General features: G+C 57.9%; 18 protein-coding genes. 9 read left to right on the forward strand and 9 right to left on the reverse strand.

What is annotated here, in order from left to right:
• Nucleotides 1–49 precede the first annotated feature (49 nt).
• Both FZZ88_RS02705 and FZZ88_RS02710 read left to right on the forward strand, forming a co-directional pair.
• Nucleotides 50–961, forward strand: a complete 912-nt coding sequence (locus FZZ88_RS02705) for an FAD-binding domain-containing protein (protein WP_166015655.1) — start codon at nucleotides 50–52, stop codon at nucleotides 959–961.
• A gap of 14 nt (nucleotides 962–975) precedes the next feature.
• Nucleotides 976–1416 (forward strand): deoxyribodipyrimidine photo-lyase, encoded by a 441-nt coding sequence (locus tag FZZ88_RS02710; protein ID WP_166015656.1) that lies wholly within the window; start codon nucleotides 976–978, stop codon nucleotides 1414–1416.
• On the opposite strand, the gene FZZ88_RS02715 is transcribed toward FZZ88_RS02710, so the two are convergent.
• Nucleotides 1398–1916, reverse strand: coding sequence for a hypothetical protein (locus FZZ88_RS02715; protein ID WP_166015657.1), 519 nt, complete (start codon nucleotides 1914–1916; stop codon nucleotides 1398–1400). The genes FZZ88_RS02710 and FZZ88_RS02715 overlap by 19 nt on opposite strands.
• A 57-nt stretch (nucleotides 1917–1973) precedes the next feature.
• Here FZZ88_RS02715 and FZZ88_RS02720 point away from each other — a divergent pair, with 57 nt between their 5' ends.
• Both FZZ88_RS02720 and FZZ88_RS02725 read left to right on the forward strand, forming a co-directional pair.
• Entirely contained in the window at nucleotides 1974–2567 is a 594-nt protein-coding gene (locus FZZ88_RS02720) for a thioredoxin family protein (protein WP_166016436.1), read from the forward strand.
• A 10-nt stretch (nucleotides 2568–2577) separates the two neighbouring features.
• Nucleotides 2578–3819, forward strand: a complete 1242-nt coding sequence (locus tag FZZ88_RS02725) for a DegT/DnrJ/EryC1/StrS aminotransferase family protein (protein ID WP_166015658.1) — start codon at nucleotides 2578–2580, stop codon at nucleotides 3817–3819.
• Here the strand turns inward: FZZ88_RS02725 and FZZ88_RS02730 are convergent.
• From FZZ88_RS02730 to folK, 3 genes are read right to left on the reverse strand one after another with little or no spacing between them, the layout of a single operon-like run.
• The gene (locus tag FZZ88_RS02730) at nucleotides 3798–5231 is read right to left on the reverse strand and encodes an FAD-binding domain-containing protein (RefSeq protein ID WP_166015659.1); all 1434 of its coding nucleotides are present in this window, start codon (nucleotides 5229–5231) and stop codon (nucleotides 3798–3800) included. The two genes, FZZ88_RS02725 and FZZ88_RS02730, sit on opposite strands and share 22 nt — an antisense overlap.
• Complete coding sequence (locus FZZ88_RS02735) at nucleotides 5231–5791, reverse strand: NUDIX hydrolase (RefSeq protein ID WP_166015660.1); 561 nt, start codon at nucleotides 5789–5791, stop codon at nucleotides 5231–5233. Before FZZ88_RS02735 ends, FZZ88_RS02730 begins: the two co-directional genes overlap by 1 nt.
• Nucleotides 5792–5809: 18 nt before the next feature.
• Complete coding sequence (folK, locus tag FZZ88_RS02740) at nucleotides 5810–6307, reverse strand: 2-amino-4-hydroxy-6-hydroxymethyldihydropteridine diphosphokinase (RefSeq protein ID WP_166015661.1); 498 nt, start codon at nucleotides 6305–6307, stop codon at nucleotides 5810–5812.
• Between the two features lie 87 nt (nucleotides 6308–6394).
• Between folK and FZZ88_RS02745 the strand changes: the two genes are divergently transcribed.
• From FZZ88_RS02745 to FZZ88_RS02755, 3 genes are all read left to right on the forward strand, one after another.
• Nucleotides 6395–7810: a hypothetical protein gene (locus tag FZZ88_RS02745; protein ID WP_166015662.1), complete on the forward strand. Its 1416-nt coding sequence runs from the start codon at nucleotides 6395–6397 to the stop codon at nucleotides 7808–7810.
• 340 nt (nucleotides 7811–8150) lie between these two features.
• Nucleotides 8151–9119: a hypothetical protein gene (locus FZZ88_RS02750; RefSeq protein WP_166015663.1), complete on the forward strand. Its 969-nt coding sequence runs from the start codon at nucleotides 8151–8153 to the stop codon at nucleotides 9117–9119.
• Nucleotides 9120–9303: 184 nt separating this feature from the next.
• Nucleotides 9304–11409: a magnesium chelatase subunit D family protein gene (locus FZZ88_RS02755; protein WP_166015664.1), complete on the forward strand. Its 2106-nt coding sequence runs from the start codon at nucleotides 9304–9306 to the stop codon at nucleotides 11407–11409.
• Between the two features lie 50 nt (nucleotides 11410–11459).
• Here FZZ88_RS02755 and FZZ88_RS02760 read toward each other — a convergent pair whose 3' ends face one another.
• Both FZZ88_RS02760 and FZZ88_RS02765 read right to left on the reverse strand, forming a co-directional pair.
• A complete protein-coding gene (locus FZZ88_RS02760; RefSeq protein WP_166015665.1) occupies nucleotides 11460–12320 on the reverse strand; it encodes an MlaD family protein in 861 nt (286 codons plus the stop codon).
• A gap of 5 nt (nucleotides 12321–12325) precedes the next feature.
• Nucleotides 12326–13084, reverse strand: coding sequence for an ABC transporter ATP-binding protein (locus FZZ88_RS02765; RefSeq protein ID WP_206339035.1), 759 nt, complete (start codon nucleotides 13082–13084; stop codon nucleotides 12326–12328).
• Between the two features lie 149 nt (nucleotides 13085–13233).
• On the opposite strand from FZZ88_RS02765, the gene yvcK reads away from it, so the two are divergent.
• A complete protein-coding gene (gene yvcK / locus FZZ88_RS02770) occupies nucleotides 13234–14589 on the forward strand; it encodes a gluconeogenesis factor YvcK family protein (protein WP_166016438.1) in 1356 nt (451 codons plus the stop codon).
• 7 nt (nucleotides 14590–14596) lie between these two features.
• Here the strand turns inward: yvcK and FZZ88_RS02775 are convergent, their stop codons facing one another.
• From FZZ88_RS02775 to FZZ88_RS02785, 3 genes are read right to left on the reverse strand one after another with little or no spacing between them, the layout of a single operon-like run.
• The gene (locus tag FZZ88_RS02775) at nucleotides 14597–15163 is read right to left on the reverse strand and encodes an NAD(P)H-quinone oxidoreductase subunit J (protein ID WP_166015666.1); all 567 of its coding nucleotides are present in this window, start codon (nucleotides 15161–15163) and stop codon (nucleotides 14597–14599) included.
• Complete coding sequence (locus FZZ88_RS02780; protein WP_115024896.1) at nucleotides 15160–15900, reverse strand: NADH dehydrogenase subunit K; 741 nt, start codon at nucleotides 15898–15900, stop codon at nucleotides 15160–15162. The genes FZZ88_RS02775 and FZZ88_RS02780 overlap by 4 nt, the downstream gene beginning before the upstream one ends.
• Before the next feature lie 2 nt (nucleotides 15901–15902).
• A complete protein-coding gene (locus tag FZZ88_RS02785) occupies nucleotides 15903–16265 on the reverse strand; it encodes an NAD(P)H-quinone oxidoreductase subunit 3 (RefSeq protein WP_011363234.1) in 363 nt (120 codons plus the stop codon).
• 83 nt (nucleotides 16266–16348) lie between these two features.
• Here FZZ88_RS02785 and FZZ88_RS02790 point away from each other — a divergent pair, with 83 nt between their 5' ends.
• Nucleotides 16349–16747, forward strand: a complete 399-nt coding sequence (locus tag FZZ88_RS02790; protein WP_115024895.1) for a rubredoxin — start codon at nucleotides 16349–16351, stop codon at nucleotides 16745–16747.
• Nucleotides 16748–16749: the final 2 nt, after the last annotated feature.

Raw genomic sequence — 16749 nt, forward strand, 5'->3', positions numbered from 1 at the left:
TCTCCCCCATCCCCCGCCAAGATCACCGCTCCTTTGCTGACGAAGGCCGGTGCCCAGCGCTGCGTCACCCCCGATCAACGGCGACCTGCCGCGGCAATTCGCCTCCCGCGATGCCCTCAATGACCTGTTGGCGCAAGAGTTTCCAGAGGCGGAAGGGACTCTTAGCCCGATACGCGGTGGTCGTGAGGCAGCCGATGACAAGCTGCGGCGCATTGACGCAAGGCGCTACGCCAAAAGCCGCAACCATCTCAAGGGCGCGGTCACCGGACTGTCGCCCTACATCCGCCATGGTGTTTTGGGCCTCGCGGAGGTTCGCGATTCCGTGTTTGCACGAATCCGCAACCGCGATGAGGGCGGAAAGCTGATCAACGAACTCGGTTGGCGCGACTTCTGGCAACGGATGTGGCTCGATCTAGGCGACGACATCCACAACGATCAGGAACCGTTCAAAACGGGCCATGACGCCGGTTCCTACACCCGGGAACTGCCGGCCGATGTGCGCGAAGGGACCACGGGGCTGGCCTGCATGGATCGTTTTCGCGATCAACTGGTGAGCACCGGCTGGCTGCACAACCACGCCCGCATGTGGATGGCCGCCTGGCTCGTGCACTGGCGACGGGTGCACTGGAAGGCCGGGGCCGACTGGTTCCTGGAGCACCTGCTGGATGGCGACCCAGCCAGCAACCATCTGAGCTGGCAGTGGGTGGCCAGCACCTTCAGCCATAAGCCCTACTTTTTCAATCGCGGCAACCTGGAGCGGTATAGCGACGGGCACTACTGCGACAACTGCTCCAGTGCCAACAACTGCCCGTTCGACGGCAGCTACGAGCAACTGGAGAACCAGTTGTTCTCCTCAATGCCGGCGATTCGGAACAGCGGCAACGACCGCAACCACCAACGCAACCGCCAACGCCGGAGCAGCGGAGGCACCAGTGCCGCCCTGGCCCGTCCCAAGCGATAAGCAGGAGAGTCCTCATGTCTTTTGAACGTCCGATCCTCTGGATTCACGAGGAGGCTCTCGGCGCCAGCAACCCGGCGCTGCAGGCCTGGCCCGAGGCCCCAGCGGTGTTTGTATTTGATACCCGTTGGATCCAGGAAGCACGAATCAGCCGCAAACGGATCGGCTTCCTCTACGAAAACGCTCTCGACCTGCCCCTCACTTTGCGCAAGGGGGATGTAGCCGCCGAGGTGCTGGCCTTTGCGCGCCGCCACCAGGCCGATGGAGTGATCAGCAGCACAGTGGTGGATCCTCGCCTGGAGCGTATTGGCGCTGCCATCGATGCGGAACTTCCGCTGGAGCTGATGGATCCCAAGCCCTTCGTGGAGCTGAAACGTCCACCGCGGCTGGGGCGTTTCAGCCGCTACTGGCGGGACGCCGAAGCAGTGGTTTGGGAGGGCTACTCCCCATCCTGCTGATCCTTAAGCAACTGCCGGACCCGCTTCAGTTCCTCCACAGGATTGGTCAGCAGGTCCTCTTCCTCCAGAGATGGCAGCTGAACGGGGAGCACTTGGTCTTCGCTGAGGGGCGGCTCAGTCCACTGCCAGCGCTCATCTGGTGCGCGGGCCTCGCATAGTGCCTCCAGCTCCTTCTCCAGCAAAGCCCGCACATCACGCCGGGACACCGCATCGAAAAACTCCTTGCGGGTCGCCAGACCAGAACTGAATGGGGTGGATCCGTTGCCGTTGAACAGACGGGCTGGATCTGGCAGCCATCGGGGACGACAGACCCCCGCGAAGCTGGTGTCTGTTTCCAAATAGATATGAATCCCATACCCATCCGGCTGACTCACCACGGCCACGCCGTCATGGGGCACGTACCGCTGCAAAGGGAACAAGCGCCAGCTGGGCGGTTCCTTAGGGGCACCGCAGGCCGCCAGCAGTAACGAAACTCCCCAAATCAGACGCAGGCGCGGCATCCATCACCACCGGAGGTGACCATCCTGAAGCAGATTCGCCGCATCTGCCTGCGCGTCATGGCCCTGACACCATCCACGATGCTGGCGCTGAACACGCCGCTGCCCGGTTTTGATCTGCCCCAGGTCACGGGCGGCCGGCTGAACAGCCAATCGCTGGACCATCGGCCCCTGCTGCTGATGGTGCTTTGTGCCCATTGCCCGTTTGTGAAACACGTGGAGCCAGAGCTCACCCGGCTGGAGCACGACTTCGGCGACCAGGTGCAACTGGTCGGCGTGAGCAGCAACAGCCTGATCACCCACCCCCAGGACGGGCCGGAACAACTGGCAGATCAAGCCCGGCGCCACGGCTGGAGCTTTCCATATCTGCTGGATGAGCAGCAGAACCTGGCCAAAGCGCTTCAGGCTGCATGCACTCCGGAGTTTTACCTGTTTTCACCCGATAACAAAGGCCTACAGACCCTCCGTTATCGGGGCCAGTTGGACGGCAGCCGACCCGGCAATGATCAGCCCCTCGACGGCCGAGACCTGCGGGCCGCCCTCATTTCCGTGCTGACGGGAGCACCGGTAAACCCGGAGCAAACAGCCTCAGTGGGCTGCAATGTGAAGTGGAACCCCGGACACGAACCGGAGTGGTTCGGCGGAGCCACTTAAGCTTTCCTTCATGCAGGTACCTCCCTTCAGCCTCGGCCAGCAGATCAACGATCTGGGTGTGGACCTTGAAGAGGCGGTTCTTACGGTGTTGCGCAGCGGTCAGTACATCGGCGGACCGCAGATCAAACAATTCGAGGAAGCCTTTGCCGTCAGCGTCGGCTGCGACCACGCCGTGGGCTGCAACAGCGGCACCGATGCACTGATCCTGGCCTTGCGTGCCCTCGGCATTGGTGCAGGCGATGAAGTGATCACCTGCTCGTTCAGTTTTTTCGCCACCGCTGAAGCCATCAGCGCCGTCGGCGCCACACCGGTGTTCGTGGATGTCGACCCCAGCACCTACCTGATCGATTTCGACCAAATCGAAACCGCGATCACCCCGGCCACCAAGGCCCTGATGCCGGTGCATCTGTTTGGCCGTGCGGTGGACATGAACCAGTTGATGGCGATTGCGGAGCGCCATCAACTGAAGGTGATTGAAGACTGCGCCCAGGCCACGGGAGCCCGCTGGAACGGCCAACCCGTAGGCAGCTTTGGTGATGCGGGCTGCTTCAGTTTTTTCCCCACCAAAAACCTCGGTGCGGCCGGTGACGCTGGTGCCGTCACCACCAGCGATGCCGATCTGGCCCAGGCCATGCGCGAGCTGGCCGTGCATGGCATGCCCGAGCGCTACGTGCACACGAGCCTTGGGTACAACAGCCGACTTGATGCCATTCAGGCAGCAGTGCTGAATGTGAAACTGCCGAAGCTGGAGAGCTGGATCAGCAACCGCACAGCCATTGCCTCCCGTTACCGAGATGCCCTCGGGGATCTCCAAGGACTCACCCTGCCGTCCTCCAACGAAGGCCACAGCTGGAACCAATTCGTCGTGCGCATCGGCAGCTGCCCCACCGGCCAACCGCTCTGCAACGCCAGCTGTAATCCCTCCACCACCAGTGCACGCCACGGGATCCCGGAGAGCTGCTGCCGCGACTGGCTCAAACAGACCCTTCAGGAGCGCGGTGTGAGCACGATCATCTACTACCCGATTCCGATTCACCGACAACCGGCCTACGCCCACCTCGGCTTGAAGCAGGGCTCCCTGCCGGTGACAGAACAGCTCTGCAGCCAAGTTCTCAGCCTGCCGATCTTCCCTGAGTTAAAGGAAGACCAGCAACAAACGGTGATCGACACCCTGCGACAACTGCTGGTGTCCAATGCTCCGGCCCAGTTCCGCCGCAGCGACGGGCGCGATCAGGACCGGATGGTGGCGTAAAGCGCCTTGAACTTGGCCTGCTGCCTCTTGTGATCCACCAGTGGTATGGGGTAATCCCTCCGCTCGAGGGAACCGATCTCTCCGCTGAGCAAATCCTTGGTGTTCACATGGCGCAGCTCCGGCACCCACTGGCGGATGTAATCACCGGCTGAATCGAACTTGGAGGCCTGGGTAGCGGGGTTAAAGATGCGCAGCGGCTTGGGATCCATGCCGCTGCTGGCACTCCACTGCCAACCACCGTTGTTGGCGGCTAGGTCGCCATCCACCTCCAGCTCCATAAAGGCGCGCTCGCCCCAACGCCAGTCGCAGATCAGATCTTTGACCAGATAAGAAGCCACGATCATGCGGCAGCGGTTGTGCATCCAGCCGGTCTGATTCAGCTGACGCATGGCGGCATCGATGATCGGCATGCCGGTCTGGCCCTCCTTCCAGAAGTCGAACCAGTCCTCGTTGTTCTCCCAAGGGAAACGGCGCCACTGCTCGCGGTAGGGGCCATCGGCCAGTTCGGGGAAATGGAACAGCGCCTGTTGGTAAAACTCGCGCCAGCACAACTCTTGCTCCCACACGGCGATGGCATGGAGCTGCTCCTCGGAGCGGGCCAGCGCGCGGGAGTCCTGGGCGGCACACCAAGCCTGCCGGGGGCTGAGGGTGCCCACACTGAGGGCAGCACTGAGGGTCGAGGTGCCTGCGGTACCGGGAAAATTGCGATCAGGCTCGTAGCCGAGCAGCGGTCCATCACAGAACCTCGTGAGTTGCTCTAAGGCCGCCGCCTCTCCGGGAAGGCAGGGGCAGATCTCGGTGCCCTTGAAACCATGGCTCTCCCGCAATGCCGCAAGGGAATCTCCCGCCGGCACGTGGACGGGATCCAGATCCAACAGTCCGGTGGGGGCGGCAACGGTGCTGGGCTGCTTGGCCAGCACTTGGCCGCGCCAGTTGCGCAGAAAGGGGCCGTAGACCCGGTAAGGATCACCACCACCGGTCTTAACCAGCTCGGGAGCGATCAGCAGCTGATCCCAGTCCACCACCACCTTCCGACCATCGGCCTGGAGCCGCTTCGCCACCTGGCGGTCACGCTCACGGGCGTAGGGCTCCACATCACGGTTCCACACCACGGCCTCGGCGCCGATTTGCTCTGCCAGCTGTGGCAGCACAACCGGAGGATCCCCCTCGAGAATGACCAGACGGCTACCGGCCTCCCGCCAGCGCTGCTGCAATTCCACCAGGCTCTCGATCAGAAACCACAGACGAGCCGGCGCCATCGCCGGCAGATGCTCCGGAGGATCGATGACCTGGGGGTCGAGCACATACACGCCGGTCACCGCCGGGCTGATCTCTCCAGCGACGGCCAAACCCAGATTGTCCGCCAGGCGAAGATCGCGGCGGTGCCAGAACAAAACGCGAGGGGTCGTCATCAGAGGCCGAGAAGCTGCTTGGCGCGGAACCAGGCGGTGACGCTCTTTCCATCAAGCCATTCATCACCCGAAGCAAGCGCCGTATCGAGCTGCGCTGGGCTCATCAGCACCACCTCCAGGTCTTCGTCGTCATCACCGGCAGGTGGGTTCTCCAAGGGGGTGAGCTCCCGGGCCAGAAAGCAGTGGATCACCTCATCGGAATAGCCCGGGCAGGGGAGCATCGGCCCAAGGGGATCCCAGCGTGTCGCGCTGTAGCCAGCCTCTTCACCCAGCTCCCGTCGCATCGATTCCAGGGGGTCTTCACCCTCCTCCAGGGTGCCGGCGGGGAACTCAAGCAAACGCGCCTGAACCGCGAAGCGGTATTGCCGCAGCAGCACCACCTGACCGTCATCGGTGAATGGCACCGCCAAGGAAGCACCGGGATGGCGAATCATGCCGAAGGTTGCTTGCACCCCCATCGGCAGCTTGATCCTGTTGCGCTCGAAGCGAAGCTTGCCCACATCCACCGCCTCAACGGTGTCCAGCAGCTCAAAGGGTTCTGGGGCTGGCAGCGGCGCCATGGGAGCAGGCGAGAAGGCTCACCAGCATGGCGGGTGAACGCCCTGAATCGCCTGAAGCAACGGCTCCAGCACAAAGCTGCGCAGGTGCATGCGCGGATGGGGTAACACCAAATGGGGATGCTCAAGCCTCAACTCTCCCCAAAACAACAAGTCGAGATCCAGGGTGCGGGGCCCCCACCGCTCCTCGCGCGCACGGTCGCGGCCGCAGCTCTGCTCCAAACACTGCATTTCATTCAGCAGCTCCAATGCCGCCGCCTCAGACGGCAGACGCTGCACTCGGGAGATCAGAAGAACGGCGTTGCAGTATTCGTCTTGACCTTGCGGTCCGCCAAGCGGTTGGGTCTTCAAAAACGCAGAACAGCGCACATCTTCAGCATCTGCATTGCCCCACTGCACGAGGAGGGCTGTTAAGCGCGGAACAATCCAACGCAGAGTGGATTCAGGAGACCCATGACGGCTGCTCAGGTTGGCCCCGAGCCCAATGGCAAGCGCTGATTTCAGAGGCAACGATGCCATTTCGATTGCTGTGGCCAAGCATGACTCGACCCTACAAACCGAAGCATGCAATGATTAATTCAGAGCTTTGTTCTGTGAGTCAAGAACATGTTTATCGGTCAACTCCTTGAGAGATTACGCCCCAATACCGGCATTCAGAGCCGACAAAAAGGGATTAAGAGCAAACAAGTCGCATCAGCTGACCAAGATATAACTAAACGGCCTTTATTTCAGGCCAGCAAAAACTTAAACTCCACAAAGGAACTCAACAAAGCGCTTCGAGAGATCGATAATAACATCCAGGACAAAACAGCCACCCATCAACAACTTCTACTGAAAGCTGAGATACTTCTACGAGTCGGCAAATTCCGTAAATCCAAAGAAATCTTGACACGCATAAGCAACGACAAAAAAAATCAAAGCTCGTCTTTAAATGCGAAGCACCTCCTAAAAATACTTCCGCAACTTCGAGAAGAAGCCGCAACAAATAAAACCAAAAAGCTTATTGAAGACTTACGAAAAATAGCTCAAAAATACGAAACTAAACTCCTCAGTCTGCCGTCAAATGACGATTTGCTTCCCAGGCTAGACATTACAATTTTGATTCGCAAAGAAAGTCGATTAGCACGATCTGCCGAACTCCCAGGACTTTCCCTTGAACTAATCGACCGTACGTTGCAAGACGTACAAGAATCTCTCTGGCTACGCCATGACAAAGCTTTGTCCATCAACATGATGGGACAACAGCAAACAGCATTAAAACTCCTGAGAGAACTCAAGGAAACAACTAAAAATGAAAAAATTACAAATTCAATCGACAGAAACATAGAAGACATCCAGAAGCATTCCAAGCGTTATCAATCAAAACTAAACCTTTATCTCGCAAAGCAATCAAAAATAATGATCAAAAGTAATGGCCTTGACGCAACTTTTCTACCCGAGGAAAGAACGATTAGCGAAAAATCAAGAATTAAGTTCTTGGTTTTCAGGAAAGCACGTGCCATTCTAACTGAAAATCCAAAAGCTTGTCTCTGCCTTGCTAATTCAATTCTCGATTATTTCCGAGACGATCTGGCAGCAATTTTACTAAAAGGAGAAGCCCTTGCCGCACTCAAAAAGGACGACGAAGCGGTTGATATCTGGAAAAGCTTAAGCCGCTCAAAAGACGAAAATATTGCCACAAAAGCCTCCGAACTGATTTCTCAAAGCCTTTCGAAAAAAGCTATACGAATGAGCGCCAAGGAATCACCAAAAAAAGCTCTTTCATTCTTTATCCACCAGCACCTAAAACACAGTATTACTCCAACCATAAACAAAAATATAAAAAAGATCCTACAACAACTCGAACCACACGACACCCACTTCTCAGATCCCGATCTAGAGCAACATCAGCTACAGCTCCTGTTCAACACGCAGTTGATCGAGTGCCTTGAGACACGATTTCGTGAGCAAAATCGACTTGGTTCCACCTCACCGGCTCAAAAGCCTGGCACTATCCGCAAAACTGCCCCGAAAGCGGGTTGAACGCCTCCATGGTGGCAAGCGGTGTAACGGTCAAAAACGACCAGGCGACCAGCACCTTCTCTGGGAACCATTCTTGGCCACGGCAATTTCAAACTCTCCCGCATACTCTCTTAAGTCATTCCGAGTCAGGGAGTACGGTAATCATGGGCTTAAGGAACAATGCAACTTACAGACCTGCAGATTCTCTTACACCCATCGAATAGGAGGGGAGCGAAGCAGAAATATTAAAGCTATTGGCATTTTTTGAAAAATTAAAATGCAAATTAGTAATTATTCATCCAAAGAATCACCAGTGGCAAGAAAAACTTTAGAATACCCAATCCTAGAAAAACGCAATTAAATGCAAAAATCACACGAGAAAATCTTCAAAATCAAAAACCTTTTGGCAAAAGGAGAAGGCCAACGTCATTTAAAAACACTACAAGCTTTATGCAAAGAGTGCAGAGCCAATAACGAAGAATTATCGCGCTCTGACGGAAAACTATTGCGAAATATATTAAAAATAAATTTAGATGAGGGCAAAGAAAGACTATGGCTGGCCTCACTTCAAGAGATTAAAATATCAAAAGAAGATAACAACAATAATAGATCTCAATTAGCACAAGCATTTCAATACTGGAGCCAAGGAGAACCTCCCTCAAGCGTCAAGGAGAATACTGCCGTATGGAATAAACTTCTTTCAGATCATGGATATCCTAACATCGAGACCTACAGCAAAAAAAGTGCACTAACTTTTCTGGAAGAAAATCAACCGGGACTTATTGATGCGTTCACATCCGCATATCACTACGCCAGCGAGGCCGACATATTCCGGATAGCATACGCAGCTTCTAACAATGATTGCATTTGGATTGACTCTGATCTTCCGGCTCACGTGAATTCAATGGAGGCAATTAATAAAGTCTTTACAGGGGCCCGCAAAAGTATGTTTCTGTTTAGATGGATGTCGCCAGCAATAACAAATAGCTTTTTCGCGACACAAGCAAATTCGCCATTTTTTAGCGCTATAGTAAGTAGCATGAAAGGCTATTCGTTTAGAAATAAGCCGAAAACAGGCCTTGAACTTATAAACTCTTTTGGCCCAGGAAAATTCAACAATATGCTGAATATTATATTAAATAATATTGACGCTAGAGCTGAATCTAGAGGAATGATGCTAGAGCCTATTCCCTCAATTATTGATTGCACTGAGAGAGGCAAATGGACATATTATTTTGCCTCCAACATGTCTCTTGGCAGAAAGCTAATCAAGTTCAATCACGAATACAAATCAGACAGAAGAACAGGTTGGAATGAAATGACTTTCTAATTGAGATATTTTTGAAATTTAACTGTCAATACGCGCTCAATTGATTCATTATCCACTTCTTTGGCTATTAAACACCTTCTGCACACAAAGCGGCTGCAACAAAAAGCTTTACTACTGGCCAAAACCCCAACGCAAGTAAGCACCATCAGCAAGACTGGCATTCACGAATGGGTTGAACGCCTCCATGGTGGCAAGCGGTGTGGTGATTAAAGACGACCAGGCGACTCGCGCCTTTCCTCTGGCCGCAATTACCGGCCATGGGACCCTCAAGCTCGCCCTTTTATTGGCGGCCGTCGACCCCGGATTGGGCGGTGTGGTGATCGCCGGTGGACGTGGCACCGGCAAATCAGTTTTGGCTCGGGGGTTGCACGCACTTTTGCCCCCCATCGATGTCCTGGATGCAGATGGTGGCGTAGGCCGCAACCTCGACCCACAGAACCCGGAGGAATGGAATGCGGCCACCCGGGAGCGGATCACAGGCGCAGCCCCTTCGACGGTCATCGCCGCCCCCTTCGTCCAAATCCCCCTCGGCATCACGGAAGACCGTCTGGTGGGTGCCGTGGATGTGGCCGCCTCGCTCTCCAGCGGCAGTGCCGTCTTCCAGCCAGGTCTACTGGCGGACGCCCATCGTGGCGTGCTCTACGTCGATGAACTCAACTTGCTGGACGACGGCATCGTCAACCTAATGCTGGCGGCCGTAGGCAGCGGCGAAAACCGGGTAGAGCGGGAAGGTCTCAGCCTCAGTCACCCCTGCCGCCCCCTGCTGATCGCTACCTACAACCCGGAGGAAGGCAACATCCGCGATCACCTTCTGGATCGCTTTGCCATTGTGCTTTCAGCCAACCAGCTGGTGAGCACCGAGCAGCGGGTGGAAATCACCAATGCGGTCATCAGCCATGGCCAATGCAGCCGCAGCTTTGCCGAAAAGTGGGGGGAAGAAACGGATGCCCTCGCCACCCAGCTGCTATTGGCACGCCAGTGGCTGAAGGATGTGCAGATCAGCCGGAAACAGATCGAATATCTGGTGACTGAAGCCATCCGCGGCGGCGTGGAAGGCCACCGCTCCGAGCTCTACGCGGTAAGGGTGGCCCGCGCCCATGCGGCCCTTAGCGGCCGGGATCGGGTGGAAGCCGAAGACCTCCAGGTGGCAGTCGCACTGGTGATCGCACCTCGTGCCTCCCAGATGCCACCCCCAGACCAGCAGATGGAACCACCGCCGCCGCAAGACCAGGAGCCACCGCCACCGCAGGACCAGGGGGATCAGCAACAGGAGAACCCACCACCGCCACCGGAGGGATCCAGCGAAGAGGAGAACGATCCTCCTGAGGACAACAACGAGGACGACAGCAGCGACGACGAAGAGGGTGACAGCGAGGAGGATCAGACTCCACCTGCAGTACCCGAAGAGTTCATGCTCGATCCGGAAGCGATCGAGGTCGACCCTGATCTGCTGCTGTTCAATGCCGCCAAAGCAAAAAGCGGCAACAGCGGAAGCCGTTCGGTGGTTCTCAGCGACAGCCGCGGTCGCTATGTGAAACCGATGCTGCCGCGCGGTCCGGTGCGCCGGATCGCCGTAGACGCCACCCTGCGAGCCGCCGCGCCATACCAGAAAATCAGGCGGGAACGGGAACCCGGTCGCACCGTAATTGTGGAAGAGGGCGACCTCCGGGCCAAGTTGCTGCAGCGCAAAGCCGGTGCCCTGGTGGTGTTCCTGGTCGATGCCAGCGGCTCGATGGCCTTGAACCGGATGCAGAGCGCCAAGGGTGCCGTAATCCGGCTGCTTACCGAGGCCTACGAAAACCGCGATGAAGTGGCCCTGATCCCCTTCCGTGGCGATCAAGCCGAAGTGCTACTGCCTCCCACCCGCTCAATCACGGCGGCCCGCCGCCGGCTGGAATCAATGCCCTGCGGCGGTGGTTCACCTCTGGCCCATGGCCTCACCCAGGCGGCCCGTGTCGGCGCCAATGCCCTGGCCACTGGCGATCTCGGCCAGGTGGTGGTGGTGGCGATCACCGACGGACGCGGGAACGTGCCGCTCAGCACCTCCCTGGGCCAACCCGAGCTGGAGGGAGAGGAGAAACCCGACCTCAAGCAGGAGGTTCTGGATGTAGCGGCCCGATACCGGATGCTTGGAATCAAGCTGCTCGTGATCGACACCGAGCGCAAGTTCATCGGCAGCGGCATGGGTAAAGACCTCGCCGAAGCGGCAGGCGGCAAATACGTGCAGTTACCGAAGGCCAGCGATCAGGCCATCGCCGCCGTAGCCATGGAGGCCATCACCAACATCTGAGTGGCACGATATCGCCTCTAAATCGTGAAATTATTGACACAATTCCGTGCCTACTGGGCGGTCTGAGCCGGATAGATCTCGCCAAACAATTCTCCCAGGCCAATGGTGAGATTGCGCACGCCCTTCATGAACTCAGGATCCCCTGTGAGTTGAGCCACATCGCCGCCAACAGCATCAATCTTGGCGGTGAGCTGTGCGGCATTGGTGGCCGTCTGCTTAAGCGCACTCAACGTCTGGGGATTATCGAGAGAAGACGCAATGTTGTTCGCATGTGCCGTGGCGGCCTCCAAGTTGCGAATCACGGGACCGGCTTTGGCCAGTTCAGCCTGAAGCTGCACAGTCAGCGCCTGGAATTCCTTTGTGGTGGCTTCAATCTGCTCGAGAGAAGCAGCCACATTAGGGATCACCCGTTCATCCTGAACCTGTGCCAGCAGCTCCTGCATGGTTGCGGTCACTGTGGAAAGGCTGGGGGCCTCACGTCCCACAAGCGTTCCGCCGTTGCAGAGCTGACGACTGGGCTGGCAATCGGCCGCTCGGGGCAACGGTGCGTCCTGAGGAAGCGGGGTGCCGCGACTGACGATAGAGACCTGCGCATCTCCCCCCAACAAGGAGCCGGAGGCCACCGTGGCGGTAACAGGCAGCGGCAGAATTAGATCACCTTTATCAATTTCAAGCTCAGCCACCACGGCTTCAGGTGTCACCGCAATCGAGCGGACCGAACCAACCAGAATGCCCCGATAGGTAACAGGAGAGCGCTCCGCCAGCCCAGCCGCATCGTTGAAACGGGCGGTCAGGGTCCAATAGCTGGATCCCAAACGGACCCCTCGCAGCCACAAGGCCGCGGAAGCAAAGCCGATGATGCCGCCGATCACAGTGAATCCGACGATGGCATCACGAACGCTGCGTCGCATGGTGTTCAGTGCTCCGCAGCTTGCATCGGTCCGCGCAGGCTACCCGTCCTGAACTGCACGACATAGGGGTTGTCTGTGGTGCGGAACGCATCCACTGATCCCTCCCACTGGAACTGACCGTCGTACAGCATCAGCACCCGTTCCGCAGACCGTTCGATCGTGCTGCGTACATGACTCACCACCACCGAACATCCCTGCGCCACGGTGGTGGTTTTCACAATCAAATCCTCAATCCGCGTGCAGGCCACGGGGTCAAGCCCTGCAGTGGGCTCGTCGTACAGCAAAAGGGGCATCGACTGATCACCTCGCTGGGGATCGTCAATCAGGGCACGGGCGAAGCTCACCCGCTTCTGCATGCCGCCACTCAATTCCCCGGCATAGAAGTGGGCCACGTCGTAGAGCCCAACAGCTTCAAGGCAGGCATCCACACGATCACGAATCTCCTCCCTTGACAGCTGCGCACTTTCGCGCAGCAGGAAGCCGACGTTCTCCTCAACGGTGAGCGAGGCCAACAGAGCAGGGTTCTGAAACACCAGCCGCACGTCCGGCGGATCGGTCTGGTCCAGCCGAAGGTAAATCTGTGGTTGGTCAAACAAGCGCAGCTCACCACTCGTGGGCAGCTGTAAACCGGCCAGCAGGCGGAGCACCGTTGACTTTCCGGCACCTGATGGGCCCACGATGGCCAACCGTTCACCAGGACGCAGGATCAAGTTGACCCGATCCAACACAGGCCGAGGCCCCCACTGCATGGTGAGGTCCCGCATCTCCACGACGGGTTGAGGCTGCGGCACGATCCGGGCCGAAAAACACAGACATCCTGCCGCCTTTCGACAAGCTCCGTACAGTTCGGTGAACTTACGGACCAAGCCGTTCCTTGGCGCGGAAGCACCCGAAAAGTAGACGCCAGGCCCGGATGATGCGCGATATGCGGCGTCGGGATCTAATGACCCGATCCCAACGGGCCATGCGCTGGCTGCAACCTGGCCTTGTGGTGAAGCGCTGGCTGCTCACGTCCGGGTTAGGGCTGTTGATGGCTCTCCTTGGTGCCGCCATCTGGGCCGATCTGAAACCGATTTACTGGATTTTGGAAACCCTCAGCTGGCTGCTGGGCACCCTCACCACCGTGTTACCCCGAGAGATCACCGGGCCACTGGTGGTGTTGATCGGCAGTGGGCTGCTCCTCTGGGGTCAAAGCCGCAGCTTCGGCTCGATTCAACAGGCTCTCGCCCCCGACAAAGACACCGTGCTGGTGGATGCTCTGCGGGCGAAGAGCCGCTTGAACCGGGGCCCCAACATCGTGGCCATCGGCGGCGGCACCGGCTTATCGACCTTGCTGAGTGGTTTGAAGCGCTACAGCAGTCACATCACTGCGATCGTCACCGTCGCTGATGACGGCGGCAGCAGTGGAGTGCTTCGGCGGGAATTAGGGGTGCTGCCTCCTGGAGACATCCGCAACTGTCTGGCAGCCCTCTCAACAGAAGAGCCGCTACTCACCCGCCTCTTCCAATACCGCTTCTCGGCCGGTAGCGGTCTGGAAGGTCACAGCTTCGGCAATCTTTTTCTTTCGGCCCTGTCGGCCATCACGGGCAATCTGGAAACAGCCATCACCGCATCAAGCCGAGTGCTGGCCGTGCAAGGTCAGGTGGTGCCGGCCACCAACGTGGATGTGCAGCTCTGGGCCGAACTTGAAAACGGCCAACGGATCGAAGGGGAAAGCAACATCGGGCACGCCCCCAGCCCCATTGTTCGTCTGGGCTGCAGTCCTGAACGACCGCCGGCCCTGCCCCGGGCACTCGAAGCGATCGCCAACGCCGACCTGATCGTGCTCGGGCCGGGCAGCCTCTACACGTCTTTGCTCCCAAATCTGCTGGTGCCGGAGTTAGTGAGTGCCATCAAACGCAGCCGGGCACCACGGCTTTACATCTGCAACCTGATGACACAGCCCGGCGAAACCGACGGTCTGGATGTGCGCGGTCACATCCGGGCGATCGAAGCGCAGCTGGCCAGCCTCGGCATTGAAACCAGACTCTTCAATGCCGTCCTTGCACAAGACGACCTTCCACCTTCAGACCTGGTGCGCCACTACCAAAGCCGGGGTGCGGATCCGGTGCGCTGTGATGCCGAAGGGCTTCGATCGGATGGTTATGACGTCACCCAAGCACCTCTGCAGGGAATCCGACCTACAGCGACCTTGCGTCACGATTCCCGCAGCCTGGCTCTAGCAGTCATCAGGTTTTACCGCAGCCACCGCTCCCAACACGCATCCTGAGACGCGATCAATAAGCGTCCTGCATTTCGTAGAAATCTGGCTGGACGTAGTCCTTGCGCAACGGCCAACCTTTCCAGTCTTCAGGCATCAGAAGACGCTTGGGATGGGGATGGCCCTCGAATTGGATGCCATACATGTCGAATGTTTCACGCTCCTGCCAATCAGCTCCACGAAATAGGCCGTAGATCGATGGAAGCGACGGGGTGCCCTCCCGGCTGAGGAACACTTTGATCCGCACTTCCCGCAGCTTTGCGGAGGGATCAGCCGCCATGGCTTCAACCTGTTCCGCCATCGCCAACAGGTGGTAAAAACAAACCAGCTGCTCACCAGGGCCTTCGTCATACCCGCCCTGGCACTGCAGATAGTCGAAACCGTTGCTCTTGAGCGCCGCAGCAATCATCGGGAGAACGGGACCTTCCACACCGATCTGCTCGACGCCAAGATGATCCGGCTCAAGGCTGTTGTGATCGAAGCCTTGCTTGTTCAGCCATTGGCTGACCGGACCAGGCTCGGGCGCAACGACAGCACCAGCTTCATCGGAAGCGGCAGGTTTTTTGGAGGGGGTTTCGCTCATGACTCGACGGGTTCAGCAGCAGGGGTCAGCACGGCGGCATCTGTGGCCAAGGTCTGACCGGCTGGAGCAGCAGCCAGGGCAGCTTTTTGGGATTCAGCCCGGAGGTAGGCGCCGGTCACAACAGGCTCCACACGCTTCATCTGATGGGAGACCGTCATGTAGCGATGGGTCTGCTGATGCTTGCGCCGCTCCGCCAGCGACTCATCCCCGACTTTCTTGCGCAGCTTGATGACGGCGTCAAAAATGGCTTCGGGGCGGGGCGGGCAGCCAGGTAGATAAAGATCCACCGGAATCAACTTGTCGACGCCGCGCACAGCTGTGGTGGAGTCAGCGCTGAACATGCCGCCTGTGATCGTGCATGCGCCCATAGCGATCACATACTTCGGCTCTGGCATCTGCTCATAGAGCCGTACGAGAGCCGGAGCCATCTTCATGGTGACGGTGCCGGCCACGATCAAAAGATCGGCCTGACGTGGGGAACTGCGAGGAACAAGACCAAAACGGTCAAAGTCGAAACGGGAGCCGAGCAAAGCCGCGAACTCGATAAAGCAGCAGGCCGTTCCATAAAGGAGGGGCCAGAGACTGCTCAAACGGGCCCAGTTATGCAGGTCATCCAAGCTGGTGAGGATGACGTTCTCGCTGAGGTCGTTGGTGACCGTCGGGGCACCAATCGGACCGCAGCTGGCTTCGCGCAGATCGCGAACAGCAGAAATGGAGGGGGATGTGTTTTCAGACATGACTAGCTCCACTCAAGGGCGCCTTTGCGCCAGGCGTAGGCCAAAGCCACCAGGAGAATGGCGATGAAAATCAAGGCTTCAATGAAGGCCAACAAGCCGAGACGGTTGAACGCAACAGCCCAGGGGTAAAGAAACACGGTCTCCACATCAAAGATGACGAAGACCAGCGCAAACATGTAATAGCGGATATTAAATTGAATCCAGGCGCCGCCAATGGGTTCCATGCCGGATTCGTAGGTGAGCTGGCGCTCACCGGCACGGCTTTTCGGCGCCACCAATTTGTTGGTAACCAGAGCCAACACAGGCACTGCTGCTGCAATCAGCAGAAACCCCAGGAAGGCGTCGTAGCCGGGCAGGGCGAACATGGAGGTCCCCGTAGACGAATCCAGTCTGGCATTCACTGCCAGGAGTTGTCGCCGATAGAGTCAACCCGCCAAGCAACACAGCGGTGAGCGACGAACAACAGTCCGTCCAGCCGGTCGAAGCGACCGAAGCGGTGGAGCCAGCGGTTGAAACCGCCCCGGAAAGCGATCCACGGACCCACCGTTTCGAATGTCGCAGCTGTGGCTACGTCTACGACCCTGAGGAAGGAGTCAAAAAGGTTGGTATCGAAGCCGGAACGGCGTTCGAAGATCTCGACCCGATGTCGTTTCGTTGTCCGGTCTGCAGGAGCAGGGTGGCCGCTTTCCGCGACATCGGCCCGCGAGCCAAAGCCAGCGGCTTCGACGAAAATCTGAATTTTGGCCTCGGTGTCAACCGAATGACCCCAGGACAGAAGAATGTTCTGATCTTTGGCGGCCTTGCCCTCGGCTTCGCCTTCTTCTTATCCCTTTATTCCCTGCGCTGAGG

The sequence above is a fragment of the Synechococcus sp. PH41509 genome (assembly GCF_020514285.1).
Classification (GTDB): domain Bacteria; phylum Cyanobacteriota; class Cyanobacteriia; order PCC-6307; family Cyanobiaceae; genus Parasynechococcus.